Source organism: Thalassovita litoralis (genome assembly GCF_900182725.1).
Classification (GTDB): Bacteria; Pseudomonadota; Alphaproteobacteria; order Rhodobacterales; family Rhodobacteraceae; genus Thalassobius; species Thalassobius litoralis.
This window is the reverse complement of record NZ_FXTO01000002.1, coordinates 74,240-99,488: the sequence shown is the minus strand read 5'-3', so window position 1 is coordinate 99,488 and position 25,249 is coordinate 74,240. Positions and strand designations below refer to the sequence as shown.

Here is a 25,249-nt window from a genome sequence, read left to right as displayed (position 1 = left end):
TCAGGGTGTCTTCGTCATGTGACTGACATCATAACATAAAATCAGCGTCACAGGAAGCAGCATCATCTGTAACGCCAGAAAACCCCTATGAATCAAAGGGGTTTTGATCAAATGATCAGTTTTCCGCAGGGCCGGAAGCCGAAAAACCGGCCCCGACACAGCGAATCACTATCAGCTACCCTCTCCGGCAGCCTCCGAGAAATACTTGGACAGCTTATCAGGTTCGCCATCGCGTTCTTCGTACCCCGGCAGCGGGTCTTTCTTGGCCACGATCACCGGCCACATTTCCGAATATTTCCGGTTAAATTCGACCCACTTTTCCATGTCTGGCTCAGTATCCGGGCGGATGGCATCCGCCGGACATTCCGGTTCACACACACCGCAGTCGATACATTCGTCGGGATGGATCACCAGCATGTTTTCCCCCTCGTAGAAACAATCCACGGGGCAAACCTCGACACAGTCGGTATATTTGCAGGCGATACAGTTGTCGATCACGACGTAAGTCATAACTTTCTTCCATCTTTGCGGCTCAGGGCTTAGCTAGAACACTCGCCCGGATCATTCAAGTTCCCCAGCACGACCAAGGTCGAACATTCGCCTGTCGCGCTTGGTCGGGCGTCCTTTGCCCTCATATCGCGGAGCAGGTGGAACATCGTCCTTGACCTCGGTCAAGTCGGCGTACAGCGTTTGGGCCTCTGGGGCCGGTCCGCGCCGCGCCCCCAGTTCCAGCACCCGAACCACACGAATCTGATGCCCCTGCGGCAGGGTCAAAACATCGCCGGGACCAATCGCATGGGATGCCTTGGCGATTTTGGTGCCGTTCACGCGGACATGCCCGCCCGTCACCATTTTCGATGCCAGCCCGCGCGTTTTATAAAAACGCGCGAACCAAAGCCATTTATCGACCCGCAGCTTTGTTACCGGGTCACTCATAACCGATCAGGACTTCGTTTTCAGCCCCATCAGCGCAGCGGCGAAGGGGTTGTCCGGGTCAATCGGTTTTTCTTTGCGCGGCGGACGGGCCTCAAAGGTTTTGGGGCCTTTGTCGCGGTTCTGATCACGGCGGGGTTTGCCGCCCTTTTTCGGACCGCGCGGGCCGTCACCCTGTTTGCCACCGGGCTTACCGGCTTGCTTGCCACGCGGACGATCCCCGCGCGGTTTACCACCGGCCTGACGCCGCCCGCCCCATGTAAAGGTAAAGAACACCTCGGTTTCAGGCGCAGCTTCCGCAGCGGTTTCAGCGGCTGCCTCCGCTTCGACCGGGGTTTCCGGTGCGGCTTCAGCGGCTTCGGGGGCCGTTTCTGCGGCACCCTCGGCTGTTGCCGCATCGGCTGCGGGGGCTTCTGCCTCCTCTGCCGGGGCGTCAGCGGCCACTTCGGGCGCGGGTTTGACCTTCTGGCGTTCGCCACGTTCGGCGCTGTAGCCCAGCCCTTGCATCAGATCAGCGAACTGTTCCAGCGTCATGCCGGTGATCGACAGCATGTCAGCCTTCGCCTCGAAGCCACCACGGCTGTCTTCGGCACGCAGCATATCCGCCAGACGTTCCAGCATGTCGATCCGGATGGCCCGTTCGCCAGCCGCGCGATAGCCGGACATGGCAAAGAACCCATCGGGCATTCCAGCCAAAGCAGGAACCGTCACCAGACCCGGCGGCGGGGCTTCGGGGAAATCATCCAGACCACGCGCCAGCGACCACAGCACCAAACGCAACCGCGTGGGCGCGGGTTTCAGCAACAGCGGCATGAAAATGGTGAACTGACCGAACCGGATACCATGCTTGCGCAAAGCACCACGGGCGTCCTGATCCAGCGCCTTCACGTCATCGGCCACCTGACCGCGCGGGATGATGCCCAGATTTTCAACCATCTGGAACGCAAAGCCACGGGCCAGCCCGTTCAGCGCCTCGTCCGCAGCCAGATTCAGCAGCGGTTCAAACAGCGCGGCAATCTTGCGATCAATGAAATGTTGCAGGCGGCGTTGCACTTTTTGCGCCACATCGGCCCCGGCTTCGTCATCGACAAACGCCGTCACCTGCGGTTTCAGCGGATCGGCACCGGCCACCAGCTTGCCCACCGCCTGATCGCCCCACATAAGGCCACCCTGTTCGGTGAAATCAATTTCCGTATCGGGCGCGTTATAGAACCGATCCGCGCGCAGATGGAAATGGGGGGCAAGCGCCTGAACACTTGCCTGACGGAGTGTCTTTGCCTCCTGCCCCGTTGCGTCCTTGTCCTGACGGAACCGGAACCCTTCCAGACGACCGACGAATTCGCCTTCGACGGTCACTTCACCCTTGTCATTCACCTCGGCCAAAAGGGCCTCCTTCTGTTTGAGCCGCCGCAGCAACACGGATGTGCGCCGGTCCACAAATCTTTGCGTCAGACGCTGATGCAGCGCATCTGACAAGCGGTCTTCTACAGCGCGCGTTTCCCCGCGCCAATGGGTTTCGTCATCCACCCAGCCTGCACGCTGCGCGACATATGTCCACGTCCGAATAAAAGCCAGACGTTTTGATAGCGTGTCAATATCGCCATCTGTCCGATCTATGCGCAGAATCTGCCGCGCAAGCCAGTCATTCGGCACTCGTCCGCGTTCGTGCAGGTCTTTGAATATCTGTTCCAGCAGGCTGGCGTGTTCATTATGACTGATCCCCCGGAAATCGGGAATACGGCAAACATCCCACAGCAGCTTCACCGATGGCCCATCAGATGCACGGGCGCGGATCTCTGCCACCGATTGCAGCGACTTGAGCGCCATAAGGTCATCCGCCTCGCGGGCGCGGTGCAATAAATCGTGCCTTGGCGTTTCTTCCAGTGACCGGATCAGCGCGTCAATCGTGCCGTATTTCAGCGCCGCGTTGCGCCATTGCAATTTACGGATGGGGGTAAAGCGATGTGCCTCGATTGCGTCGATGGTTTCATCCGGCAGCGGCGGGGCTTCGCCCGTGATACCAAACGTGCCGTCCGACATACCGCGCCCGGCGCGGCCCGCGATCTGCGCCAACTCGTTCGGTTGTAGATACCGCATCCGCCGCCCGTCGAATTTGATGATCGACGAAAAGGCCACATGATCAATATCCAGATTCAACCCCATGCCGATGGCATCGGTGGCCACCAGAAAATCGACATCGCCGTTCTGATACAGTTCCACCTGTGCATTCCGGGTGCGCGGGGACAGCGCCCCCATCACCACCGCAGCACCGCCCCGCTGGCGGCGGATCAGTTCGGCGATGGCATACACATCTTCGACCGAGAACCCCACGATGGCGCTGCGCGGCTTCATTCGGCTAATCTTTTTCGATCCGGTATAAGTCAGCTTTGACATCCGCTCGCGCTGTACGAACTGCACCCCCGGCACCAGTTGCGCAATGGTGCTGCGCATCGTGTCCGATCCCAGAAACACCGTTTCATGCAGCCCCCGCGCCCGTAACAGCCGATCCGTAAACACATGGCCGCGTTCGGGATCGGCGCAAAGCTGGATTTCATCGACTGCCACGAAATCGGCGCCCATACCGTCCGGCATCGCCTCGACCGTGCAGACCCAGTATTGGGTGCGGGGCGGAACGATCCGTTCCTCGCCCGTGATCAGCGCCACAACAGACGGGCCACGAGCGGCAACGATCTTGTCATAGACCTCGCGCGCCAACAGGCGCAGCGGCAGCCCGATCACGCCTGACCGATGGCCCAGCATCCGTTCAATGGCGTAATGGGTTTTGCCGGTATTGGTCGGCCCCAAAACCGCCGTGATGCGTGCGTTCTGGGACATAAGCGGCCCTTTTTGCTTCCCGGTTGCCGATTTGGCATACGTTACCCGCGTGACACGCCCGTTACAGTTCGCGCCCCTTGGCATCCGGGGTCAGACGGGCCAGCGCGGCCTTGGCTTCCTCGTAGTGCGGGTAAATCCGCAGCGCAAGCGTATAGGCCTCGTGCGCCAGTTCCGGTTTGTCCAGTTGCTCCAGGATCACGCCCAGCCCGAACAGCGCACGGAAATGATTGGGGTTCAGATGCAGCGTCATTTCCAGATCATGCAGGGCCAGCCCCGGCTGTTCCTTTTGAAAATAAACGCTGGCCCGCAAATGCCAGCCTTCGGCGAAATCCGGCGCGTGATCCGTCAGGGCCGTCAGATGGTCAACCGCAACATCCAGATCACCGCGTTGCGCCGCATCCTTGGCCCGTTTCAGCAGCAAATCCATCGCGGCTGACCCGGATTGCTCCCAGCGCAGCGCAATTTCATCCGCCAGCTTTGCGGCCTGCGGATCGTCCGCCTGCTTCAACGCCTCCAGCATACCGGGTAGATCAGGCGGGAATCCGCCATCCTCCGTTTCCTGCGCCTGTAAAGGTAAGGAAAACGTGACTGTCAGCAGGCTTGCCGCGACGATAGGTTTGAGGAACAGTTTCTTTGCGCTCATAACAGTATCGAGTGTAACCTGCGCGGCAGGAATGAACAGCCCCCCGCGCATCACATATAAGGGATGAGAGTTATGAGCGATAAACTGCAAGCGGCCCTGACCGCGCTGAACGAAAAACTGGCGGACGCGGGTTTTGACGGATCGGCCAAATTCGTGATCGAAGGCGAAGGCGCAATCGTGGTAGACGCCAATGGCGCACGTCTGGGCGATGACGAAACCGACGTGACCCTGACCGCTGATGCCGACACGTTCGAGGCCATGATGACCGGCGACATGAACCCCACTTCGGCCTTCATGACTGGCAAACTGTCCGTAGATGGCGACATGGGCAAAGCCATGCAACTGGGCGCGGCACTGGCCTGACATGACCCCAGCCCCCTTTCTGTCCGATATTGCCGCCCCTGCCCCGAATGGCGCAGCATATTGGCTGGATTGCGCGGATGGCGTGCGCGTGCGTGCCGTCCTGTGGGGCAAGGACGCCCCCAAAGGCACGGTATTTATGTTTCCCGGCCGCACGGAATACGCCGAAAAATATGTGCATACGGCAGCCGCCCTTGAACAGGGCGGCTATGCCACCTTTGCGATGGATTGGCGCGGACAGGGGTTGGCCGACCGGCTGATTGATAATCCTGCGGTGGGCCATGTCGGCCATTTTACCGATTATCAGCAAGACGTGGCCGCAATGGTCACCGCTGCCGAAACGCTGAACCTGCCGAAACCGTGGTTTCTGATTGCGCATTCGATGGGTGGTGCCATTGGCCTGCGCGCCGTGATCGAAGGCTTGCCAGTCAAGGCCTGCGCCTTCACCGGGCCGATGTGGGGCATCATCATGAACCCCGCCACGCGCCCCGCCGCATGGGCGATCAGTTGGGCCAGCCGCGTCATTGGCGCTGCTGAAAATTTCGCCCCCAGCACCCGTGGCGAAGCCTATGTTCTGGCTGAACCGTTCAAGGATAACACCCTGACAACCGATCCCGACATGTTCCAGTTCATGAAAGATCATGTTCTGGCACACCCGGAATTGTCGCTGGGTGGGCCGTCGCTGAACTGGCTGCACGAAGCCCTGCGCGACACGCTGGAACTTAGCCGCCGACCTGCCCCCAACCTGCCCTGCCTGACGTTTCTGGGCAGCAACGAACGCATCGTCGACCCCAAGCGCATCCATGCCCGTATGGCTGGCTGGCCGGGCGGGGAATTGCAGATCATTGACGGCGGTGAACATGAAATCTTGATGGAAGGGCCGGAAACCCGCAACCGTGTGCTGGGCCAGATCATGACGCTGTTCGATACCGCCCGCACCCGACCGGACCAAACCGCCCCGCTGGCCTGCTAAGGCGTTCCGCCACACACATTTGCCACGCACAAAGGGCCGCCCATCGGACGGCCCCTTTTTAATCACATATCAAAACCGCTCAGGCGTCGCGCTGCACCTCTTGGCGCTGCACACCCAGCCCTTCGATCCGCAATTCCATCACATCGCCTTCGCGCAGGAACCGCGGCGGTTTCATCCCCATGCCCACACCCGGCGGGGTGCCGGTGGCAATCACGTCGCCCGGTTGCAGGCTCATCATTTCGGACAGGTGTTCAATGATCTGCGCCACCGTGAAAATCATCGACGATGTATTCCCGCGCTGCGCCTTTTCCCCATTCAGATCCAGCTCCAGCGCCAGATTTTGGGGATCGGCCACGTCATCCGCCGATACCAGCCACGGGCCGACCGGGCCGAACGTGTCGCTGCTTTTGCCCTTGGTCCACTGGCCGCCGCGTTCGATCTGAAACGCACGTTCGGACAGATCGTTGACGATGGTATAGCCCGCCACATAGTCCAGCGCATCCGCCGCGCTGACGTATTTCGCGGTCTTGCCGATCACCACGCCCAGCTCCACCTCCCAGTCCGATTTTTCCGACCCGCGCGGCAGATACACCGGATCATTCGGCCCATTCAGCGCACTGGTGGCTTTCATGAACACGATGGGTTCCTCGGGTTCGGCCATCCCGGCCTCGGCCGCGTGATCGGAATAGTTCAGCCCGATGCATACCAGTTTGCCGATCCCGGCCACCGGCACGCCCAATCGCGGGTTGCCATCGACCAACGGCAGGGTTTCGGGATCAACCTGCGGCAGATTTCCCAAAACCGCACCGCCCAGATCATCCACCACCCCGGACAGATCGCGCACGCGCCCGGCGGCATCCAGAACACCGGGCTTTTCGGCCCCCGGCTGACCATAGCGGACAAAACGCATCCCTTTTTCCCCTTTGATTTCGCTGTTGCGCCACCTTAGCCATCCCGCCCCCGCGCACAACCCACTTGAGACAGACCGCGCGGGAGCCTATGTCTGGCAGGCAAGCCAAAACCGGCCAACAATCAAGAGGTGATCCATGTTCCAGCTTCCCTTTCCCGTGCGCGATGCAAATGCCGGGTCCGGCACCAAGGATTTGGGCGATCTGCCGGAATGGGATCTGAGCGACCTGTATTCCGGCGAAGACGCCCCGGAACTGGCCGCTGATCTGGCGTGGCTGGAAACCGAATGCGCCGCCTTTGCCGCCGATTACGAAGGCAAACTGCACACACTGGACGCCGACGGGTTCCTGACCTGCGTTCACCGCAACGAAGCCATCAGCACCAAGGCCGGGCGCATCATGTCCTTTGCCGGGCTGCGCTATTATCAACTGACGGTCGACGGTGGGCGGGCGAAATTCATGTCCGACTGTCAGGAAAAAATCACCAATTTCACCACGCCGCTGGTGTTCTTCACGCTGGAACTGAACCGGCTGGACGATGACAAACTGACCGCCATGTTCGCTGAAAACGCCGAACTGGCCCGCTATAAACCCGTGTTCGACCGCATCCGCGCGATGAAACCCTATCAACTGTCGGACGAGATGGAAAAATTCCTGCACGATCTGGGCGTGGTTGGCGACGCGTGGGAAAAGCTGTTCGACGAAACCATCGCCGGACTGGAATTTGTGGTGGATGGTGAGGAGCTGACCATCGAAGGCACACTGAACCTGCTGACCGAACAGGACCGCAGCAAACGCGAAGCCGCGGCGCACGAACTGGCCCATGTCTTTGGCGAAAACATCAAAACCTTTGCCCGCGTCCACAACACGCAGGCCAAGGAAAAAGAGGTGATCGACCGCTGGCGCAAAATGCCCACGGCCCAGACCGGCCGCCACCTGTCCAACGATGTCGAACCCGAGGTGGTCGAGGCGCTGCGCAATGCCGTTGTCGCCGCCTATCCGCGTCTGTCGCATCGGTATTACGAACTGAAACGCAAATGGCTGGGTCTGGACCGGATGCAGGTCTGGGACCGCAACGCGCCGCTGCCGATGGAAGACACCAAAACCGTAGGCTGGACCGCCGCCCGCGACATCGTGATGGAAGCCTATAACGCCTTTGATCCGCGTATGGGCGACATCGCGCAACCGTTCTTTGATCGCGGCTGGATCGACGCGGGCGTAAAACCCGGCAAGGCGCCGGGCGCCTTTGCCCACCCCACCGTGACCGAGGTGCATCCCTATGTGATGCTGAACTATCTGGGTAAACCGCGTGATGTGATGACGCTGGCGCATGAACTGGGCCACGGCGTCCATCAGGTGCTGGCGGCGGATCAGGGGGAAATGCTGTCTTCGACCCCGCTGACGCTGGCGGAAACGGCATCTGTGTTCGGGGAAATGCTGACCTTCCGCAAGATGCTGGAAAAGGCGAAATCCCCCGCCGAACGCAAGGTGATGCTGGCCGGGAAGGTCGAGGACATGATCAACACCGTGGTCCGCCAGATCGCGTTCTATGACTTTGAATGCAAACTGCACGCCGCGCGTCGTCAGGGCGAACTGACCCCCGAAGACATCAACGACCTTTGGATGTCCGTACAGGCGGAATCGCTGGGGCCGTCATTCGATTTCATGGAAGGCTATGAAACTTTCTGGGCCTATATCCCGCATTTCGTGCATTCGCCGTTCTATGTTTACGCCTATGCCTTTGGCGATGGTCTGGTGAACGCGCTTTATGCCGCCTATGAAGCCGCGCCAGACGGGTTCCAGGACAAATATTTCGACCTGCTGAAAGCCGGAGGATCGAAACATCACAAGGAACTGCTCGCCCCCTTCGGTCTGGACGCGACCGACCCAAGTTTCTGGGACAAAGGCCTGTCGATGATCGAAGGTTTCATCGACGAGTTGGAAGCGATGGAAGAGTAAACCCAACAGGGTGCCTTGATTGCAAAACACCGGGGGGGGGGCTTTTGGCCCTCCCCTCTCAGGACAGCGCGTTTTCGGTCAGCATAGATTTCAGCTTCGTTACGTCCTGAATGACAACGCGTTTCAGTTCGCTTTTCACACCCACCGATTTCAGTCGTGCAAACGCCCGTGACAGGCTTTCAGGTTTCATACCAAGCTTAGCCGCCAATACGACCTTATCGTAGGGCAGCATAAATTCATGCGTGCCGTCGGTATCCTCGCTAAGCGCCACCAAATATTCGGACAAACGCTCTACCCCGCTGCGGCTTTTCAAGGCTTCGATCTGATCCATCATATCCAGCATATGATCGGACGCCGCAGCCATCACCGCTTTGGTGATCTCGGCCACCGCATTTTTACAACTACAGGCCGTTGCCAGATCAATGAACATGATCTCGCACTCGCACAGCGTTTCCGCCGATGAAGGACACTCTCCCCCCATCAAAGAGGCGATTTCATCAAAGCTCTGCCCTGCGCATAGCGTTTCCAGCAGCGCCTCCTGCCCCGTTTCGGAAATACGGTACAGTTTCACCCAACCGCGCGTGACGATCTTTAGCGCGCGGGCCGATTCCCCCTGAAGGCAGATCGTGGCGCCACGCGGAAAAATCCGGGTGCGCGCACGGGAGACAAGACATTCACGCACATCGCTGGGCAATTGCGCCAGCAAGGAACGGCCTTCCCATCTTTGTGACATCAAATCCAGCATAGCTCACCCGTCGCTCTCCTTTAAGCAGATACGATAAGTCGGAAACATGTGAAGCAATATGACGTAGATCAAGGTACACCCAAGCCACTGAAACGCGAAGGATAAATAAATTATCTAAATATTTCAAAGCGGTGCAGACGAAGTATCAATTGAAACAATTTACCTACCCCGAATCGGAAACCGCGAACTTACTTCAACTGGCTGTCCTTAGACCCGCGTCGGTTGATTCCCGCACGGGGTTTGTAGCTGGCGTCGCGCTCTTGCTGACAGTCGATACACAGCTTCACCCCCGGAATGGCCTGACGCCGGGCCTGTGGGATTTCCTCCTCGCATTCAGCGCAATGGGTCAGGCTTTCGCCCACAGGGCGTTTTTGCGCTTTCAGCCGTGACAGTTCATCCTGAATAGAGGCTTCGATCTGTTCACTAACCGCCCCGTCCTTTGCCCATCCTCCGGCCATTTGTGCCTCCTTCGCGTTGCATCACATGACGATAGGCAAATGGTGCCGCCGCGCAAGGGCAGCCACGTCACCCTTGGGTGAATCGTCACATCGCGCATAGCCTGCTGACAAAAGCAGGGAGGATACAATGCGCGGATTGGGTAAATGGTTGGGTCGGATCGTGCTGGCCTTGGTGGTGCTGGTCGGGATCGGGCTGGCCGGGTTCTGGATTTTTGCCCCGGCGATTGTGGGGAAGGCGCATAATAATGTGATCGACCATTCACCTTATCCCGTGTCCGCCGCCGGGCAAGCCCTGCATGACACATTGATCATCGGCGACTGGCACGCCGACAGCCTGTTGTGGAAACGCGATCTGACCGAACGGGGCAGCTTCGGGCAAGTAGATTTGCCCCGCCTGCGCGATGGTGGGGTGGCGATACAGATGTTCACCGCCGTTACCAAATCCCCTGCGGGCCAGAACTATGACGAAAACAGCGCCGAGGCCTTTGACAACATCACCTTGTTGGCTTTCGGGCAGCTATGGCCGATGCGGACGTGGAACAGCCTGCTGGAACGCGCCCTGTATCAGGCTGAAAAGCTACACAAGTTCGAGGCAAAAGACCCCGCACATCTGCAAATTGTGACCTCTGAATCCGATCTGGACGCGGTTCTGGCCCGCCGCGCCAAAGGGGAACAGGTGGTTGCCGGTCTGCTGGGGATCGAAGGCGGGCACCCGCTGGAAGGCAAACTGGATAATCTGGATAAGTTAGAAGCCGCAGGCTATCGCCTGATCGGTTTACAGCACTTCTTTGACAATGCCTTGGGCGGGTCGTTGCATGGCGAAAGCAATCAAGGGCTGACCCCGTTCGGCAAGCAAGTCGTGACCGAAGTCGCCCGCCGTGGCATGATTTTGGATGTTGCCCATTCCAGCCCGCAAGTGGTGCAGGATGTGCTGGGCATGGTGGATATTCCGGTGGTGCTGTCGCATTCCGGCATCCATGCGCATTGCCCGGTGAAACGGAACCTGCCTGATGCGCTGATGCAGCAGATCGCCGCCACGGGTGGGGTGATCGGCATCGGTTATTGGGCAGAAGTCGCCTGCAATGACATCACCCCCAAAGGCATCGCCAAGATGATCAAGGCCGCAATTGCGGCGGTGGGTGAAGATCACGTTTCGCTGGGGTCGGATTTCGATGGATCGGTGGAAACCGCCTTTGACACATCCGAGCTTCCGGCGCTGACCAGTGAGCTGCTGGCAGCGGGGCTGACCGAAGCGCAAATCCGCAAGGTGATGGGGGAAAACATGCTGCGCGTGTTGCGGGCGCGGTTGAATTGATTTCAGGGACGCTTGGGGGTTTCACCCCAAACCCCAGAGTATTTTCAGCAAGATGAAACCAGACCGCGAAACGCCGTTCAGTCCAGTTCCGTCCAGGGCCAGGGTTTGACAGTGCTGGCGGCGGACATGTAGCGCACCGCCTTGGCCATCCAGACCCCCAGATCGGTGCCGAAATCGGCCAGATTTTCGTTTGGGGTGCCTTTGTTCAGCGCCATGATCACGATCTGGATCAGCGTCAGCGCCCCCAGAATGGTTTGGCTGACGCTCATCATCACGCCGATGATCAGGATAAAAATGATGCGCATGATCATACTGTCCGGCTGATCGGGCTCAAACTGTTCCCCATGCAGGCGACCGCTAAGCTTGTCTTCGTCCATCATCACGCACCATAGCAAAAACCGGCCCGCATTGGGGCCGGTTTCCTTGTAACCGATCAGGCGCTGGTCAGCATACCTTTTTCCGCAGCTAGATCACGCATCCGCTTTTGCAGCTTTTCAAAGGCGCGGACTTCGATCTGACGAATGCGTTCGCGGCTGACGTCATATTGGGCGCTCAGGTCTTCCAGCGTTACCGTTTCTTCGGACAGGCGGCGTTGTACCAGAATGTCGCGTTCACGGTCATTCAGCACCTCCATCGCAGCGGCCAGCAATTCACGGCGGGCGTCCATTTCATCACGTTCGGCATAATCGGCGGCCTGATCGGCATCTTCGTCTTCCAGCCAATCCTGCCATTGCATCGTGCCTTCGCCTTCGGACCCGACCGTGGCATTCAGCGATGCATCCCCACCCGACAAGCGGCGGTTCATGCTGATCACCTCGTCCTCGGTCACGCCCAGATCGGTAGCGATCCGCTTGACGTTTTCGGGGCGCAGGTCGCCTTCTTCCAAGGCACCGATGCGGGCCTTGGCCTTGCGCAGGTTGAAGAACAGTTTCTTTTGCGCCGAGGTGGTGCCAAGCTTCACCAGCGACCACGACCGCAGGATATATTCCTGAATCGAGGCGCGAATCCACCACATCGCATAGGTCGCCAAACGGAACCCTTTTTCCGGATCAAACCGTTTCACGGCCTGCATCAGACCCACGTTTGCCTCGGAAATGACTTCGGCCTGCGGCAGGCCATAGCCGCGATAGCCCATCGCGATCTTGGCTGCCAGTCGCAAGTGGGACGTGACCATCTTATGCGCGGCGGCGCTGTCTTCTTGTTCGACCCAGCGTTTGGCCAGCATATATTCTTCTTCCGGTTCCAGCATGGGAAACTTGCGGATTTCCTGAAGATAGCGGTTCAGCCCGCCTTCGGGCGACGGGGCCGGCAGATTTGCGTAGTTACTCACCTGTTATATCCCTCCCAATGTTTAGGGGCTTAACATTCATTTAGGTAACGGGTCTGGACCTTTCAAGGTCACACGCGTTGAAAGCTGAACGGAATATGCGCGCTTTTCCGTCGAATTTCGAGGAATGTAACAGTGCATTCACGCGCATGTGCTGTTTGTGACAGAAGACACCCACACCGCCCCCGGCGTGCGGCTATGCTATATTGCACCTGTGCGACAGGACGATTGGAGAGCCAAAATGACAGAGTTCGCCCGCCATGCCCGCCTTGCGGGGTTGTTTTATCTGGGGATCATCCTGCTGGGGATCGGGGCCGAAGGCGCGTTGCGGGGTCCGCTGATTAATTGGACCGATGCGGCGGAAACCGCGCAGGCGATACAGGACAGGCTGTTCCTGTTCCGATTGTCGATGGTGTTCGATATCGGCATGGCCCTGTTGGATGTGGCGCTGGCCGTTTTGTTTTTCCGCATGTTGCGCGGGGTAAACGATGGGCTGGCGCTGACAGCGATGGTGTTTCGCCTGATGCAAGCCGCCGTGATTGCCGCCAATATCATGGCGCTTTATGCCGCCGGGCAGGCATTGCCCGGAAATCCCCTGCCAGCGCTGGAACGCCATGCGGCGGGGTATGATCTGGGATTGATCTTTTTCGCGGTGAATACGCTGATCATGGCGCGGCTTCTGTCCATGCCGGGGCTGGCCCCGCGCAGCCTGTGCTGGGCTTTGGCCGCTGCGGGTGTGGTATATCTGCTGGGTGGGCTGACCCGGTTCCTGACCCCCGACCTGAACACCATGATGCAGCCCGCCTATCTGATCCCGGTGGTGGCCGAGGTTTGGCTGATGGGCTGGCTGCTGATCAAAGGGCCAAAAGTGGCAGACTGACCGCCCTACCCCGCCGGGCCACGCAAGGCGGCGATCAGGTCCAGCATATCCTGCGGCAGGGGGCTTTCGAATCGCATCTGTTCACCGCTGACCGGGTGAACAAATCCCAAAACGGCGGCGTGCAATGCCTGACGCGGGAATGTCTTTGCCGCGTCCAGCCCCGCCTGAGACAGCGACTTAAGCGGCAGCTTGCGCCGCCCGCCATAGGTGGCATCCCCCACCAACCCATGCCCCGCATGGGCCATATGCACGCGAATCTGATGGGTGCGCCCGGTTTCCAGCCAGCATTCCACCAACGCCGCCACGGATGGGCTGCCAAACGGCTCCACAATCCGCACCCGTGTCACCGCATGGCGGCCATTTTCAAAATACACCGCCTGCCGCTGGCGATCGGTCTTGTGCCGCGCCAGATGGGTGGTGATTTTCATGATATTGCCCGCCTCGAAACTGACACCGCGCACACCGCGCAGGCGGGGATCGTTGGCATCCGGCACGCCATAGCACACCGCATTGTAATAGCGTTCCGCCGAATGGGCGCGGAATTGATCCGCCAGCCCATGATGCGCCTTGTCCGATTTGGCAACAACCAACAGCCCGCTGGTGTCCTTGTCGATCCGATGCACGATACCGGGGCGTTTTTCCCCGCCCACACCCGACAGGGTATCGACGCAATGGTACATAAGCGCATTCACCAGCGTTCCCGTGGGTGATCCGGGTGCCGGATGCACCACCATCCCGGCCGGTTTGTCGATCACGATCAGGTGGTCGTCCTCATACACAACGGTCAGGGGAATATCCTCGGGCGTCAGATCGCTGACTTCGGCTTCGGGGATTGTGACTTCGATCAGATCCCCTTCGGCGACCTTACCCTTGGGGCTGGTGATCGGGCTGCCGTTCAGCCACACCTCTCCGGCGTCGATCAGTCGGGCCAGCCGCGTCCGCGACAAAGAGGCTTCTTCTGGCGCATCCCGCGAAATCGCCTTATCAAGGCGGGCAGGCGGTTCAGCCTGAATACGAAAGGACAAGCGGTTGGAGTCCATGGAAGATACCCCTCAGCCGGTAGATACGGCGCTGCTGAAATTCCTGAAAGTGCTGGTCACGGTGCTGACCATCACGATGATTGCCGGGGTTGTAACCATCGTGGCGCTGATTGTCATCCGCTACCGTCAGACGCCCCCGGACTTCCCCGCTGTGCTAACCCTGCCCCCCGGCACCACGCCCGATGCCTATACCCAGACGAAAGATTGGTACGCCATCGTGACCGATGACAGCCGCGTTCTGATTTACAGCCGCGCCACACAGAAATTGGTGCGTGAGATCAAGCTGACGGAATAACCCGCACGACCGGACAGGTTTTACTGTGACGATAAGGGGAAGATGGTACCGCCTCCCTGGCTTGAACAGGGGACCTCTGGATCCACAATCCAGCGCTCTAACCAACTGAGCTAAGGCGGCACTGGGGGGCGATTTAGCCGCCCCCGATGGGGATTGCAAGAGGGTTCTGACAGTTTTCTGACATTCCCCCGGATTGCCCGGTCAGAGCGTGATGCTCCATATCTGTTCCACCACATCGGTGCCGAAACTATGGGTCGCAACGGAACTGTCGATCTGCCAGCCATGCGCGGCGTATAGCGCACAAGCGGCCTTGTGGCTTTCGTGGGTCCACAGTTCCATCCGTTTGTACCCCCGGTCCCGCGCCCATGCCATGCAGGCGGTCAGCAATTGATGGCCCAGCCCCCTGCCCCGCGCTTCGGGTAACAGCAGGAACAGGCGCAGCTTGGCCGTGTCCGCGTCCTTTCTGACACAAAAAATGCTGCCCAACCGCTGCCCCCCGGATTCGGCAATCCACGCCCGTTCAAACGCCGGATCGTGATTCCGAATGTAATCGGCCAAAATCTCGGCCACGGTCGCCTCGAAGGTCGCATCGAACCCTTCGTCCTGATGATACAGAATGCCGTGTTGGCCGATCAGCCACCCGGCATCCCCGATCTGTAAATTCCGAAATGTCACCTGTGTCATGCGCGCAGGATGCGCGGGCGGGCCTTGCCAATCAAGCCCGAACTCGCTAGCTGGAACGGATCGAAGGAGGCCAGTCATGGGCATCAACACCGAACGCGACATCGAAGCCAACCTGCAAATCGGGCCAACCAGCGAAGGCATGGTCCGGCTGTTCATCGAAGCACAGGGATTGGAAATTCCGATGGATTTCGACCCCGAAGAAGCCGAAGAAATCGCCGAAGAGCTTCTGGCTGCTATCGCCACCGCCAAAACCGTGAAACGCTGACCCTATAGCTGCGGATCGCGCAACGCTTGCAAGCGCCGGGCGGCGTAGGTGGCGAATTTATGGGTCAGCACCCTGCGCCGGGCGGCGGGTAGTTTGGTTTCCGGCCCCATACGCATAATTTCAGCGCCATATTGATCCGCAATCATCAGCCCCGTATTCGCGGGCAACAGATCGGTTGGGAAATCCATATCCACCGCCCAGAAATACCGATCCCCCCATTCCAGATAGCCCTGCCATTTGGTGTCTGACTGAAAATCGGCGCGGCTGGATTTGCATTCGATCACCCATAATTCGCCCTTTGGCCCCAGCCCCATCACATCAATGCGCAGGCCACGGGTGGGACTGAATTCTTCGACCGCGACAAAACCATAGCCTGACAGGTGGCGGCACACGCCGCGCGCCAATAGCTGACCGGGTTGATGAAAATCACTCATGCCCGAATTATGAACATATCAGGAACATTCACAAGTCCCCCACGCGCCCCTTGTCCGACAGCCAGCAAGCGACTAAGTAGCGGATTGGCGGGTTCTGCTCTTCGCGTGACACGGTTGCATTCCGGTGGCCTTAAGCAATTCCGAGGGAGCTGGCTCTGTTCTGGTCCTGGCCTGATTATCTGGCGCCCACCTGTATATACAGGTCCTCGGGAATGAGATAACCACACGGTCGCTGCGGGCCCGCCGCAATCATTCCCCCCGATTTACTGGTCACAAAAAAGCCCCCGACACACCGGGGGCTGTTTCAACATTCAGGGATGGCCAATCAGCGGCGCGTAAAATGGCGCTTGGCCGGGGCTTCCTGACGGACGCGCACCATGCGGGTCATATCCACGCGGATCGGATCACGACGCCCACCGCCCGAACCGTTGTCTTCGTCCTTCATCCGCATCACGGCGATGGCGAATTGCACACCGGCAAAGACGATCCCATTCGCAAACCACAGGATCACAACAGCCAAAATCCCGGCATCGGAATGCGTCACCAAATGCCACAGGTTCGCCAGATTGAAATACAGCAGCATCGCCACAAAGGCGGCAGCGATCCCGAAACCAATCAAAACGTTGGTGATATACATGCGGATGAGTTTGGGCATCTGGCAGCTCCCGTTAAATCCATACCCGAAAGTATAGACCTGTCAGGGCCGCCCACAAGGGGAATACAACCGGATTCCGGGTGTCTCGGCAAAAATATGCGCAGTACAGGATATGTTTTGCGCAATTTTCGCAAAGCTGCGGTAAAAAACGGGGAATTTACGCAGCACGCGGCAGAACGGGCGACTCGGGTCGCCCCCCCCCTGTCAAAACGCTTCGGGCTTTGCTTCGCGGGCCATGTGATCCAGCACGGCGTTGACGAACTTCGGCTCTTTCCCGTCAGGGAAAAACGCGCGGGCCACGTCCACAAATTCGGTGATCACCACCTTGGGCGGGGCTTCGCCTTCGATCAATTCGGCCCCGGCGGCGCGGAACAACGCCCGCAAGGTCGGGTCAATCCGCGCGATGGGCCATTTCGCCACCAGCGCCCGGTCTGTCATCTGGTCAATTCTGGCCTGCCAGTTCACCGCGTCGCGCATGGTTTTTTGGAACAGAGCCACGTCGCCCTCTTGCATTTCGTCCCCGTCATAGACAGCGCCAAAGCGGAAATCCAGAAACTCGACAATCACGCGATCCACGGTCTGACTGGACTGTTCCATCTGAAACAAGGCCTGCACCGCATACAGCCGCGAGGCCGAACGCATTTTGCGCTTCTGGTTATTCGACAGCTTGGGCTGTTCTGCGGAATCAGTCGTCATGCCTTGGGGTTATCCTTGAGTTCGCCTGCCAGCTTAAATTCTTCGGCGGCGGGAACGAATCCCACATCCTTACGCTGGGCGCCCCACTTACGGCTGAGCGCGATCAGATGCAAGGCCGCAGCAGCGGCCCCGCCCCCCTTGTTCTGATCGGCGGGATCGGCGCGCACTTCGGCTTGTGGGCGGTTTTCCACAGTCAGGATACCGTTCCCGATGCACAGCCCCTGTAGACCCAAAAGCTGAATCGCGCGGCTGGAATCGTTGCAAACCGTATCATAATGGGTGGTTTCGCCACGGATGACGCAGCCAAGCGCAACATAACCATCGAAATTGGACATGCGTTCCGCGATACCGATGGCGGTGGGAATTTCCAAAGCGCCCGGCACCTCGATCAGATCCCATGTACCGCCTACGGCCTCGACCTCGGCCTTGGCCCCGGCCACCATGTTATCGGCGATGTCCTTGTAATAAGGCGACACCACGATCAGGATTTTCACCGGCTTATCAAAGCTGGGGCGCGGCAAAATATAGTGGCTTTCGTGTCCGGCCATTGGCTTAATCCTCTAGAATCGGGCGGGTTCCGGTGATCTTCAGATCAAAGGCATCCAACCCCACATATTTCGTGCGCGGGCTGTCGGTCAGCAAGATCAGCTCTTTCAGCCCCAGTTTGGAAAGCATCTGCGCCCCCAGACCAATCTGCTTGATGGTTTTTACGCCCTCTTCCTCGTGGGCGTAAAGCGCGTTACGCGGCTGGCGGAACAGGCACACAACCCCCCGCCCTTCGGCGGCAATGATTTCCATCGAACGCGGCAATTGTTTCGATGTTTTCGGTCCAAGGCCCAGAACGTCGGTGGCTTCGTGCAGCGCATGGGTACGGGTCAGCACAGGTTCAGGTGTGGTAATATCGCCCTTGATCATCACCACATGTTCAACCCCGTGGGTCTGATCGGTATAAATCACCATTTCCCATTCCCCGCCAAATTCCGAAGTCACGGTATGGCGCGCGGTTTCCACCACAAGGTTATCATTGCGTGAACGGTATTTGATCAGGTCCGAAATGGTGCCGATCAGCATGTTATGCTGTTTAGCGAAATCAACCAGATCGGGCAGACGGGCCATTGTGCCGTCTTCTTTCATGATCTCGCAAATCACGGCGCTGGGGTTCAGCCCAGCCAGACGGGAAATATCGACCGACGCTTCAGTATGTCCGGCCCGCACCAGAACCCCACCACGTTTGGCCCGCAGCGGGAAAACATGGCCGGGGGTGGCCAGGCTTTTCATCGTATTCTGTTCGTTGATCGCGGTGGCAATGGTCAGCGCCCGGTCAGACGCGGAAATGCCGGTACTGACACCCTCGCGCGCTTCGATCGACACGGTAAAGGCGGTTTCATGACGTGACGAATTATTCACCGCCATCATCGGCAGACCCAGCCGGTCAATCCGTTCGGCGGTCATCGGCAGACAGATCAGACCGCGCCCATGCGTTGCCATGAAATTCACCGCGGCTGCATCGGCAAATTCGGCGGCGATCACCAAATCGCCCTCGTTCTCGCGGTCCTCGTGATCGACAAGGATATACATCTGGCCCTGACGGGCGGCATCAATAATATCTTCGATCGGGCTGATCGCGTCGCGCAGGCTGGCCTCGACGGCGCCGGGCGTTTCAAAGGCGGTGCTTTCGGACATAAGGCCCCCGTTTCGCTGTGTTCCCTGCCGAATACCGCAGCAACGCCGCGAAGACCAGAGGCAACGCGGCGTTTCACATCGACTGTGCGCTTGTGCTTAGAACTGCCACAAGGCTGGTACAAAGCTAAAGCTGTCGCCTTCGCGCAAAACATGACCGACACCGGGGAACGGGAAATGATAGCCCACAACTGCAATCCGGTCAGCGGCACACATATCCAACAGGCGCATCCGGGTTTGCACCGTCAATTCGCCATTCTGATCCGCCCCGTTAAACCAATCGGGCCGCTGGAAACTCAGATAGGAATGGGACATTGAATCCCCCAACGCTATCAATTGCTTACCGCCATCTTCCAGCACGACGCTCATATGCCCCGGCGTGTGGCCCGGCGTGTCGATCACCCGCACCCCCGGCACGATTTCATCCCCATCCGACACCAGGTTCCATTCAACCCCGTCAACCGCAATCGAATTGACCGCCCCCAGCACAAATTGCTGATCTTCGGGCGGCACCTGATTCACCAGATCGTCCTGCGTCCAATAGGAATGTTCAGCCTGCCCCAAGAAATATTCAGCATCCGGGAAAATCGCTTCGTCGAAATCATCCCGAATACCCCAGATATGATCGGGGTGGGCGTGCGTGATCACCACATGCGTGATCGAGGAAGGATCAATCCCCGCCGCCTCTAAATTCGTCATCAGCTTGCCGACCGTGTCAAAGAACCGGTTCCCCGATCCGACATCCACCAGCACAACAGCATCGCCCTTTTCAATCAGCAGATGGTTGGTATGCGAATACCCCTGATCGGGTGACAGATAATGCTGCGCCAGAAACGCTTGTACCTCTGCCGGGTCCGCATTCACTCCAACCCCACTGGTCGGCAACGAAAAATACCCATCTGACAGGATCGTCAGCCGGGTATCGCCCAACGTGAACCGGAAATGCGCAGGGTTATCCCCCGCAGGACGGCCAAGCTGCGCCCGCACCGCCCCCGGCAAGGCAAAGGTCGGCGCGATGGCCGCCAGTTTCAGAATCTCACGACGGCTGGGTTTGAATATGGACATAGCAGCGCCTCCCTCTTTCCGCGCAGGATAGCGTGCCCGGCCCTTAACGCAATATCATTTGTGAATATGTTCTCAAACGGGGCTTCGCCCCCGGCCGCCTGCGGCGCCTCCCCCAGAGTATTTTTAATCAGAAAGAAGCGGATTGGTTTCTTTCTGATTGGCAATACTCCGGGGTTTGGGGCAGCGCCCCAAAATTCAGCAAGACAGGTCAATGACCGGCGCCAAGGTATCAATCCCCCGACAAGCGCCTGAATGGAACGCCTCAAAGCAATAATTAAAAGCTATTCATTTAATCAGTAAATATAATTTCCACTAATTCATAGAATACGTCTAATCTGCCATCAGCGAAGTCAGGGAGGATGTCGCACAACATCAATCAAAGCCACCCCCAAATGGGCGGCTGAGTGCTGTGCATCTTTCCCTTTGTCTTCACCTGCAAATTTGAAACCAGCGACGAAACGGAGCGAGAAAATGGACGGAAACGACGTAAACACCGCCGGGAAATGCCCAGTGATGCATGGCGGCAATACCGAAACAGGCCACACGGTCATGGATTGGTGGCCCAAGGCGCTGAATCTGGACATTCTGCATCAGCAAGACACGAAAACGAACCCGATGGGGACGGATTTCGACTATCGCGAAGCCGTGCAAGGGTTGGATTATGAAGCCCTGAAAACCGACATGAAGGCGCTGTTGAAAGACAGTCAGGACTGGTGGCCAGCGGACTGGGGCCATTACGGCGGTTTGATGATCCGTCTGGCGTGGCACTCGGCCGGGTCGTACCGTCTGGCGGATGGCCGTGGTGGTGGTGGTGCGGGCAATATCCGGTTTGCCCCGCTCAATAGCTGGCCCGATAACGGCAATCTGGACAAGGCCCGCCGCCTGCTGTGGCCGCTGAAAAAGAAATACGGCAACAAGGTTTCCTGGGCCGATCTGATCATTCTGGCCGGTACGATGGCCTACGAGGATATGGGTTTGAAAACCTTTGGGTTCTCGTTCGGGCGCACCGATATCTGGCATCCGGAAATCGACACCTACTGGGGTGCGGAAAAAGAATGGCTGGCCCCGTCGGACGAACGTTACACCGATGTCGGCAAGCCCGACACTATGGAAAACCCGCTGGCCGCCGTACAGATGGGCCTGATCTATGTGAACCCCGAAGGGGTGAACGGCAACCCGGACCCGGCAAAAACCGGCGAACAAGTGCGTGAAACATTCGCTCGCATGGCCATGGATGACGAGGAAACCGCAGCCCTGACCGCAGGCGGCCATACTGTTGGCAAGGCTCATGGCAACGGCGATGCGGCCACGCTGGGCGCAGAACCCGAAGCCGGAAATCTGGAAAATCAGGGCTTTGGCTGGCTGAACCCGAATCTGGACGGCAAGGCGACGAATGCCATCACCTCGGGGATCGAAGGCGCATGGACGACCAACCCGACCAAATGGGACATGGGCTATTTCGACCTGCTGTTCGGTTATGATTGGGAACTGACCAAGTCGCCTGCTGGAGCGCACCAGTGGCGTCCTGTGGACATCAAGGAAGAACACATGCCGGTGGATTCAACCGATCCCACCAAGCGCGTGATGCCGATGATGACCGATGCCGACATGGCGATGAAAGTCGACCCGATCTATCGTGCCATCTGCGAGAAGTTCATGGCTGATCCGGCCTATTTCGACGATTGCTTTGCCCGCGCATGGTTCAAGCTGACCCACCGTGATATGGGGCCGAAAGTGCGCTATATCGGCCCGGATGTTCCCGCCGAAGACCTGATCTGGCAAGATCCGATCCCCGCAGGGGCCACCGGCTATGACGTGGCTGCTGTCAAAGCGGACATCGCGGCCGCAGGGCTGGACCTGTCGGACATGGTGGCAACCGCATGGGACAGCGCACGCACCTACCGCCAGTCGGACATGCGCGGCGGGGCCAATGGCGCCCGCATTCGTCTGGCCCCGCAAAAAGACTGGGAAGGCAACGAACCCGCCCGTCTGGCCAAGGTGCTGGCTGCACTGGAACCGATCGCAGCCAAGCACGGTGCCAGCGTCGCGGATGTGATCGTGCTGGCCGGGAATGTCGGTGTGGAACAGGCTGCGAAAGCTGCCGGTTTCGATATCGAGGTGCCTTTTGCCGCCGGTCGCGGCGATGCCACGGACGAGATGACCGACGCCGCGTCCTTTGACGTGCTGGAGCCGGTGGCCGATGGCTTCCGCAACTGGCAGAAAAAAGACTATGTCGTCACAGCCGAAGAAATGATGCTGGACCGTGCGCAACTGCTGGGCCTGACCGCGCCGGAGATGACCGTTCTGGTCGGCGGGATGCGGGTCATGGGCACCAATTTTGGCGGCACCGGGCATGGCGTATTCACCGATAACGTGGGCGCCTTGACCACGGATTTCTTTGTCAACCTGACCGACATGGCGTTCAAGTGGATGCCTGCGGCGGATGGCAGCTATGAAATTCAGGACCGCAAGACCGGAGCCGTAAAATGGACCGCGACCCGCGCCGATCTGGTGTTCGGCTCGAACTCGATCCTGCGGGCCTATGCCGAAGTCTACGCACAGGACGACAACAAAGGGAAATTCGTGAATGACTTTGTTGCCGCCTGGACCAAGGTGATGAACGCAGATCGTTTCGATCTGGTCTGATCGCTTCCCTGCCCCCGCAGCCACGGTGTTGCGGGGGCGTTCCCAAGCAGCCGTTTTGCTGCGCCTGCCTTTTCCCTCTATCGTCAGAGTTATCTTATGTTCGATGCCTTTCTACGGGCACGGCTGGCGCGGTTCGCTGGCCTGTCCGATGTTGTCTTTCGCGTGACCCTGTGCCTGATTTTCCTGATCGGCGGAATTGGCCATTTCATGCGTAGCGATGAAATGCTGGCGCGGTTGCTGGATTCGCCGTGGCTGGATCAGGTGATGATGATCGGCAATCCTTTGGCGTTGCTGCATCTGTCCGGTGCCGTTTTCGTCATTGGCAGCCTGTTCATGATCGCGGGCTATTCCACCCGTCTGGCAGCGTTGGCGATGTTCATGACGCTGGTGCCGATCACCGTCACCATCCATATTGCCCCCGGCCACGAAGGGCCGCTGTTCAAAAACATCGCGATCCTTGGGGCGCTCTTTTATGTGTTTATCAACGGTGCCAAGTGTTGCGCGCTGGACCTGCGGCGCCACCCATAACCGATAGCCGCCATCACAACGATAGCGGCTATGGATCAGTCAAGCGTCAGGACGATCTTGCCCATGTGCTGCCCGCTGTCCATCAGCGCATGAGCCTGCGCCACCTGTTCCAGCGGGAAGCTTTGGAAGATACGGGGACGGATTTGCCCCCCAGCGACCAACGGCCAGACCTGTTGAATCACATCCGCAGCCAGCGCGGCCTTGCGGGCGGGCGGCAAAGGGCGAAGGGTTGACCCGATCAGCGATAGCCTGCGCCGCAACAAGGGTTCCAGATCAGCAGCTATATGGCGCCCGCCTTGTAGCGAAATCAACGCATAGCGCCCATCTGCGGCCAGCGCCTGCAAATTACGGCTGACATAGTCGCCGCCCACCATATCCAGCACCACATCCGCACCGCGCCCGCTGGTAAAGCTCAGCGTTTCGGCAACGAAATCCTGCTCATGGTAATTGATCGCCAAATCGGCCCCAAGATCACGGCAATAGGCACATTTAGCTGCGTTTCCGGCAGTGACGATAACCGTGGCCCCCTGTGCCTTGGCGCGTTCAATGGCGTGGCTGCCAATACCGCTACTGCCGCCGTGTATCAGAACGGTTTCCCCACCCCGAAGCGCCGCGCGTTGCATCATGTTGAATTCAACCGTCAACGCAACCTCGGGCAAGGCCGCTGCCTGTTCCAGACTAATCCCGTCAGGTACAGGCATGACGGTGCCCGCGTCGGCCAGCGCGTGACTGGCGTAGCCGCCACCATGCACCAAAGCGCAAACCTGCTGGCCCACGGCCAAACCATCGACGCCATCCCCCAAAGCCGCGATATGGCCCACGACTTCCAACCCCGGCACAGGGCTGGCATCAGGTGGAACGGGATACCGACCTTCGCGTTGGGCAATGTCAGGCCGGTTGACCCCAGCGGCCCGCACCGCGATCAGCACTTGCCCCGGCCCCGGTCGGGGACAGGGCAATTCGGACAGGCGTAACACTTCGGGACCACCCGCGCCGGTCAAAGTGACCGCGCGGATGGTTTTAGGCAAATCTTCTTTGGCTTCGCTCATGCCTCGTCCACGACACCGTTGCGCAGGATGCCGATGCCAGTGATTTCCACCTCGGCCACGTCACCGGGTTTCATATACAATTGCGGTTTGCGGAACTTCCCCACACCGCCCGGCGTGCCGGTGGCGATCACATCGCCCGGAAGCAATTTTGTAACGGTGGACACGTAGGCAATGATTTCAGGAATGCTGATCGCCAGATCGTCCAGTTTGGATTGCTGTTCCACATTGCCGTTAATGCGGGTCGTCAGTGTCTGTTCCGTCACATCAGGCAGATCATCCGCTGTCACGATCCACGGCCCCATCGACCCGCTGTCGTCAAAGCTTTTGCCCGGCCAAAACTGGCTGGTGTGAATTTGGTAATCGCGGATCGACCCATCGTTGAAGCAGCTATAACCTGCAATATGATCCCACGCATCCGCCTGCGCGATGTGGCGGCCTTCCTTGCCGATGATCACGGCCAATTCACCTTCGTAGTCGAAATCTTGGCTGGCCTTGGGGCGTACCAGCGGCACATCATGCCCAATGACCGAGGACGGATAGCGCGTAAAAATCGACGGGTGCTTCGGCTTGTCCCGCCCGGTTTCCTTGATGTGGGACATGTAGTTCAGGCCGATACAGATGATTTTGTCCGGGTTCGGCAAGGGGGACAACAACGTGACATCGGCCAGCGCCAGCACCGGCCCGGTTGATCCCGCCAATTCCGCAGTAGCACCAGCTGTCAGCACCGCGCGCAGATCGGCATATTTGCTTGTCAGCGCAGTATCGGCGGCGCGGATCGCGTCACCTTCGATCACGCCATATGATTGGGTGCCATCATTCAATTGAAAGGAAACAAGCCGCATCTGGGTCCTCCTGGCGGGGTAAGTTTGGTTAAAC

At 58.9% G+C, this 25,249-nt stretch carries 28 protein-coding genes and 1 tRNA gene; 9 read left to right on the top strand and 20 right to left on the bottom strand.

Annotated elements, in window-relative coordinates; translation table 11 throughout:
• Positions 1-171: 171 nt before the first annotated feature.
• The 4 genes from fdxA to FN828_RS02740 form a co-directional block, all read right to left on the bottom strand.
• Complete coding sequence (fdxA, locus tag FN828_RS02755) at positions 172-510, bottom strand: ferredoxin FdxA (protein ID WP_142491864.1); 339 nt, start codon at positions 508-510, stop codon at positions 172-174.
• A gap of 51 nt (positions 511-561) precedes the next feature.
• Positions 562-936 (bottom strand): RNA-binding S4 domain-containing protein, encoded by a 375-nt coding sequence (locus FN828_RS02750; protein ID WP_142491863.1) that lies wholly within the window; start codon positions 934-936, stop codon positions 562-564.
• A gap of 6 nt (positions 937-942) precedes the next feature.
• Positions 943-3,768, bottom strand: a complete 2,826-nt coding sequence (locus tag FN828_RS02745) for a helicase-related protein (RefSeq protein ID WP_142491862.1) — start codon at positions 3,766-3,768, stop codon at positions 943-945.
• A gap of 61 nt (positions 3,769-3,829) precedes the next feature.
• Positions 3,830-4,411 (bottom strand): tetratricopeptide repeat protein, encoded by a 582-nt coding sequence (locus FN828_RS02740; RefSeq protein ID WP_142491861.1) that lies wholly within the window; start codon positions 4,409-4,411, stop codon positions 3,830-3,832.
• Between the two features lie 72 nt (positions 4,412-4,483).
• Between FN828_RS02740 and FN828_RS02735 the strand changes: the two genes are divergently transcribed.
• Entirely contained in the window at positions 4,484-4,774 is a 291-nt protein-coding gene (locus FN828_RS02735; RefSeq protein ID WP_142491860.1) for an SCP2 sterol-binding domain-containing protein, read from the top strand.
• A 1-nt stretch (position 4,775) separates the two neighbouring features.
• Positions 4,776-5,744 (top strand): alpha/beta fold hydrolase, encoded by a 969-nt coding sequence (locus tag FN828_RS02730; RefSeq protein ID WP_142491859.1) that lies wholly within the window; start codon positions 4,776-4,778, stop codon positions 5,742-5,744.
• A gap of 79 nt (positions 5,745-5,823) precedes the next feature.
• Here the strand turns inward: FN828_RS02730 and FN828_RS02725 are convergent, their stop codons facing one another.
• Positions 5,824-6,654, bottom strand: a complete 831-nt coding sequence (locus tag FN828_RS02725) for a fumarylacetoacetate hydrolase family protein (RefSeq protein ID WP_142491858.1) — start codon at positions 6,652-6,654, stop codon at positions 5,824-5,826.
• A gap of 136 nt (positions 6,655-6,790) precedes the next feature.
• Between FN828_RS02725 and FN828_RS02720 the strand changes: the two genes are divergently transcribed.
• The gene (locus FN828_RS02720; protein ID WP_142491857.1) at positions 6,791-8,611 is read left to right on the top strand and encodes a M3 family oligoendopeptidase; all 1,821 of its coding nucleotides are present in this window, start codon (positions 6,791-6,793) and stop codon (positions 8,609-8,611) included.
• A gap of 58 nt (positions 8,612-8,669) precedes the next feature.
• Here the strand turns inward: FN828_RS02720 and FN828_RS02715 are convergent, their stop codons facing one another.
• Both FN828_RS02715 and FN828_RS02710 read right to left on the bottom strand, forming a co-directional pair.
• On the bottom strand, positions 8,670-9,344 hold the full coding sequence (locus FN828_RS02715) for a Crp/Fnr family transcriptional regulator (protein ID WP_185958912.1): 675 nt from the start codon (positions 9,342-9,344) through the stop codon (positions 8,670-8,672).
• A gap of 200 nt (positions 9,345-9,544) precedes the next feature.
• Complete coding sequence (locus tag FN828_RS02710) at positions 9,545-9,814, bottom strand: DksA/TraR family C4-type zinc finger protein (protein ID WP_142491855.1); 270 nt, start codon at positions 9,812-9,814, stop codon at positions 9,545-9,547.
• A gap of 127 nt (positions 9,815-9,941) precedes the next feature.
• Here FN828_RS02710 and FN828_RS02705 point away from each other — a divergent pair, with 127 nt between their 5' ends.
• Positions 9,942-11,129 carry a dipeptidase gene (locus FN828_RS02705; protein ID WP_142491854.1) on the top strand — a complete coding sequence of 396 codons (1,188 nt, stop codon included), beginning with the start codon at positions 9,942-9,944 and terminating at the stop codon, positions 11,127-11,129.
• A 77-nt stretch (positions 11,130-11,206) separates the two neighbouring features.
• On the opposite strand, the gene FN828_RS02700 is transcribed toward FN828_RS02705, so the two are convergent.
• Entirely contained in the window at positions 11,207-11,509 is a 303-nt protein-coding gene (locus FN828_RS02700; RefSeq protein WP_142491853.1) for a DUF4389 domain-containing protein, read from the bottom strand.
• Between the two features lie 53 nt (positions 11,510-11,562).
• On the bottom strand, positions 11,563-12,459 hold the full coding sequence (gene rpoH / locus FN828_RS02695) for an RNA polymerase sigma factor RpoH (RefSeq protein ID WP_142491852.1): 897 nt from the start codon (positions 12,457-12,459) through the stop codon (positions 11,563-11,565).
• Between the two features lie 238 nt (positions 12,460-12,697).
• On the opposite strand from rpoH, the gene FN828_RS02690 reads away from it, so the two are divergent.
• Positions 12,698-13,336 carry a DUF4386 domain-containing protein gene (locus FN828_RS02690; RefSeq protein WP_142491851.1) on the top strand — a complete coding sequence of 213 codons (639 nt, stop codon included), beginning with the start codon at positions 12,698-12,700 and terminating at the stop codon, positions 13,334-13,336.
• A 5-nt stretch (positions 13,337-13,341) separates the two neighbouring features.
• On the opposite strand, the gene FN828_RS02685 is transcribed toward FN828_RS02690, so the two are convergent.
• On the bottom strand, positions 13,342-14,376 hold the full coding sequence (locus tag FN828_RS02685; protein WP_142491850.1) for an RluA family pseudouridine synthase: 1,035 nt from the start codon (positions 14,374-14,376) through the stop codon (positions 13,342-13,344).
• Here FN828_RS02685 and FN828_RS02680 point away from each other — a divergent pair.
• Positions 14,375-14,671: a DUF6476 family protein gene (locus FN828_RS02680; protein WP_142491849.1), complete on the top strand. Its 297-nt coding sequence runs from the start codon at positions 14,375-14,377 to the stop codon at positions 14,669-14,671. The two genes, FN828_RS02685 and FN828_RS02680, sit on opposite strands and share 2 nt — an antisense overlap.
• 43 nt (positions 14,672-14,714) lie before the next feature.
• On the opposite strand, the gene FN828_RS02675 is transcribed toward FN828_RS02680, so the two are convergent.
• Positions 14,715-14,791: transfer RNA gene (locus tag FN828_RS02675), tRNA-His, on the bottom strand.
• An 81-nt stretch (positions 14,792-14,872) separates the two neighbouring features.
• Positions 14,873-15,355, bottom strand: a complete 483-nt coding sequence (locus FN828_RS02670; RefSeq protein WP_142491848.1) for a GNAT family N-acetyltransferase — start codon at positions 15,353-15,355, stop codon at positions 14,873-14,875.
• A gap of 76 nt (positions 15,356-15,431) precedes the next feature.
• On the opposite strand from FN828_RS02670, the gene FN828_RS02665 reads away from it, so the two are divergent.
• Positions 15,432-15,620 carry a DUF6324 family protein gene (locus FN828_RS02665; RefSeq protein ID WP_142491847.1) on the top strand — a complete coding sequence of 63 codons (189 nt, stop codon included), beginning with the start codon at positions 15,432-15,434 and terminating at the stop codon, positions 15,618-15,620.
• Positions 15,621-15,622: 2 nt separating this feature from the next.
• Here FN828_RS02665 and FN828_RS02660 read toward each other — a convergent pair whose 3' ends face one another.
• The 6 genes from FN828_RS02660 to FN828_RS02635 form a co-directional block, all read right to left on the bottom strand.
• A complete protein-coding gene (locus FN828_RS02660; protein WP_142491846.1) occupies positions 15,623-16,054 on the bottom strand; it encodes an MmcB family DNA repair protein in 432 nt (143 codons plus the stop codon).
• 325 nt (positions 16,055-16,379) lie between these two features.
• The gene (locus FN828_RS02655) at positions 16,380-16,709 is read right to left on the bottom strand and encodes a hypothetical protein (protein WP_142491845.1); all 330 of its coding nucleotides are present in this window, start codon (positions 16,707-16,709) and stop codon (positions 16,380-16,382) included.
• Between the two features lie 204 nt (positions 16,710-16,913).
• Positions 16,914-17,405 (bottom strand): transcription antitermination factor NusB, encoded by a 492-nt coding sequence (gene nusB, locus FN828_RS02650; protein ID WP_142491844.1) that lies wholly within the window; start codon positions 17,403-17,405, stop codon positions 16,914-16,916.
• A complete protein-coding gene (locus FN828_RS02645; protein WP_142491843.1) occupies positions 17,402-17,953 on the bottom strand; it encodes a 6,7-dimethyl-8-ribityllumazine synthase in 552 nt (183 codons plus the stop codon). Before FN828_RS02645 ends, nusB begins: the two co-directional genes overlap by 4 nt.
• Before the next feature lie 4 nt (positions 17,954-17,957).
• Complete coding sequence (ribB, locus tag FN828_RS02640; protein ID WP_142491842.1) at positions 17,958-19,088, bottom strand: 3,4-dihydroxy-2-butanone-4-phosphate synthase; 1,131 nt, start codon at positions 19,086-19,088, stop codon at positions 17,958-17,960.
• 96 nt (positions 19,089-19,184) lie between these two features.
• Complete coding sequence (locus FN828_RS02635) at positions 19,185-20,150, bottom strand: MBL fold metallo-hydrolase (protein WP_142491841.1); 966 nt, start codon at positions 20,148-20,150, stop codon at positions 19,185-19,187.
• A 471-nt stretch (positions 20,151-20,621) separates the two neighbouring features.
• On the opposite strand from FN828_RS02635, the gene katG reads away from it, so the two are divergent.
• Both katG and FN828_RS02625 read left to right on the top strand, forming a co-directional pair.
• Positions 20,622-22,796, top strand: coding sequence for a catalase/peroxidase HPI (gene katG / locus FN828_RS02630; protein WP_142491840.1), 2,175 nt, complete (start codon positions 20,622-20,624; stop codon positions 22,794-22,796).
• A 96-nt stretch (positions 22,797-22,892) separates the two neighbouring features.
• Entirely contained in the window at positions 22,893-23,324 is a 432-nt protein-coding gene (locus FN828_RS02625; protein WP_221930522.1) for a DoxX family protein, read from the top strand.
• Positions 23,325-23,359: 35 nt separating this feature from the next.
• On the opposite strand, the gene FN828_RS02620 is transcribed toward FN828_RS02625, so the two are convergent.
• Positions 23,360-24,373, bottom strand: coding sequence for an NAD(P)H-quinone oxidoreductase (locus tag FN828_RS02620; protein ID WP_142491839.1), 1,014 nt, complete (start codon positions 24,371-24,373; stop codon positions 23,360-23,362).
• On the bottom strand, positions 24,370-25,215 hold the full coding sequence (locus FN828_RS02615; RefSeq protein ID WP_142491838.1) for a fumarylacetoacetate hydrolase family protein: 846 nt from the start codon (positions 25,213-25,215) through the stop codon (positions 24,370-24,372). The genes FN828_RS02620 and FN828_RS02615 overlap by 4 nt, the downstream gene beginning before the upstream one ends.
• Between the last annotated feature and the right edge of the window lie 34 nt (positions 25,216-25,249).

Coding starts and splice junctions, on each gene's coding strand:
- FN828_RS02720 (WP_142491857.1), top strand. CDS start 6,791: ATGTTCCAGCTTCCCTTTCCCGTGCGCGATGCAAATGCCGGGTCCGGC.
- FN828_RS02700 (WP_142491853.1), bottom strand. CDS start 11,509: ATGATGGACGAAGACAAGCTTAGCGGTCGCCTGCATGGGGAACAGTTT.
- FN828_RS02665 (WP_142491847.1), top strand. CDS start 15,432: ATGGGCATCAACACCGAACGCGACATCGAAGCCAACCTGCAAATCGGG.
- FN828_RS02635 (WP_142491841.1), bottom strand. CDS start 20,150: ATGTCCATATTCAAACCCAGCCGTCGTGAGATTCTGAAACTGGCGGCC.
- FN828_RS02710 (WP_142491855.1), bottom strand. CDS start 9,814: ATGGCCGGAGGATGGGCAAAGGACGGGGCGGTTAGTGAACAGATCGAA.
- FN828_RS02740 (WP_142491861.1), bottom strand. CDS start 4,411: ATGAGCGCAAAGAAACTGTTCCTCAAACCTATCGTCGCGGCAAGCCTG.
- FN828_RS02725 (WP_142491858.1), bottom strand. CDS start 6,654: ATGCGTTTTGTCCGCTATGGTCAGCCGGGGGCCGAAAAGCCCGGTGTT.
- ribB (WP_142491842.1), bottom strand. CDS start 19,088: ATGTCCGAAAGCACCGCCTTTGAAACGCCCGGCGCCGTCGAGGCCAGC.
- FN828_RS02750 (WP_142491863.1), bottom strand. CDS start 936: ATGAGTGACCCGGTAACAAAGCTGCGGGTCGATAAATGGCTTTGGTTC.
- FN828_RS02745 (WP_142491862.1), bottom strand. CDS start 3,768: ATGTCCCAGAACGCACGCATCACGGCGGTTTTGGGGCCGACCAATACC.
- FN828_RS02690 (WP_142491851.1), top strand. CDS start 12,698: ATGACAGAGTTCGCCCGCCATGCCCGCCTTGCGGGGTTGTTTTATCTG.
- FN828_RS02660 (WP_142491846.1), bottom strand. CDS start 16,054: ATGAGTGATTTTCATCAACCCGGTCAGCTATTGGCGCGCGGCGTGTGC.
- FN828_RS02735 (WP_142491860.1), top strand. CDS start 4,484: ATGAGCGATAAACTGCAAGCGGCCCTGACCGCGCTGAACGAAAAACTG.
- FN828_RS02680 (WP_142491849.1), top strand. CDS start 14,375: ATGGAAGATACCCCTCAGCCGGTAGATACGGCGCTGCTGAAATTCCTG.
- nusB (WP_142491844.1), bottom strand. CDS start 17,405: ATGACGACTGATTCCGCAGAACAGCCCAAGCTGTCGAATAACCAGAAG.
- FN828_RS02615 (WP_142491838.1), bottom strand. CDS start 25,215: ATGCGGCTTGTTTCCTTTCAATTGAATGATGGCACCCAATCATATGGC.
- FN828_RS02715 (WP_185958912.1), bottom strand. CDS start 9,344: ATGTCACAAAGATGGGAAGGCCGTTCCTTGCTGGCGCAATTGCCCAGC.
- FN828_RS02645 (WP_142491843.1), bottom strand. CDS start 17,953: ATGGCCGGACACGAAAGCCACTATATTTTGCCGCGCCCCAGCTTTGAT.
- FN828_RS02670 (WP_142491848.1), bottom strand. CDS start 15,355: ATGACACAGGTGACATTTCGGAATTTACAGATCGGGGATGCCGGGTGG.
- FN828_RS02655 (WP_142491845.1), bottom strand. CDS start 16,709: ATGCCCAAACTCATCCGCATGTATATCACCAACGTTTTGATTGGTTTC.
- FN828_RS02620 (WP_142491839.1), bottom strand. CDS start 24,373: ATGAGCGAAGCCAAAGAAGATTTGCCTAAAACCATCCGCGCGGTCACT.
- FN828_RS02625 (WP_221930522.1), top strand. CDS start 22,893: ATGTTCGATGCCTTTCTACGGGCACGGCTGGCGCGGTTCGCTGGCCTG.
- FN828_RS02705 (WP_142491854.1), top strand. CDS start 9,942: ATGCGCGGATTGGGTAAATGGTTGGGTCGGATCGTGCTGGCCTTGGTG.
- fdxA (WP_142491864.1), bottom strand. CDS start 510: ATGACTTACGTCGTGATCGACAACTGTATCGCCTGCAAATATACCGAC.
- FN828_RS02730 (WP_142491859.1), top strand. CDS start 4,776: ATGACCCCAGCCCCCTTTCTGTCCGATATTGCCGCCCCTGCCCCGAAT.
- katG (WP_142491840.1), top strand. CDS start 20,622: ATGGACGGAAACGACGTAAACACCGCCGGGAAATGCCCAGTGATGCAT.
- FN828_RS02685 (WP_142491850.1), bottom strand. CDS start 14,376: ATGGACTCCAACCGCTTGTCCTTTCGTATTCAGGCTGAACCGCCTGCC.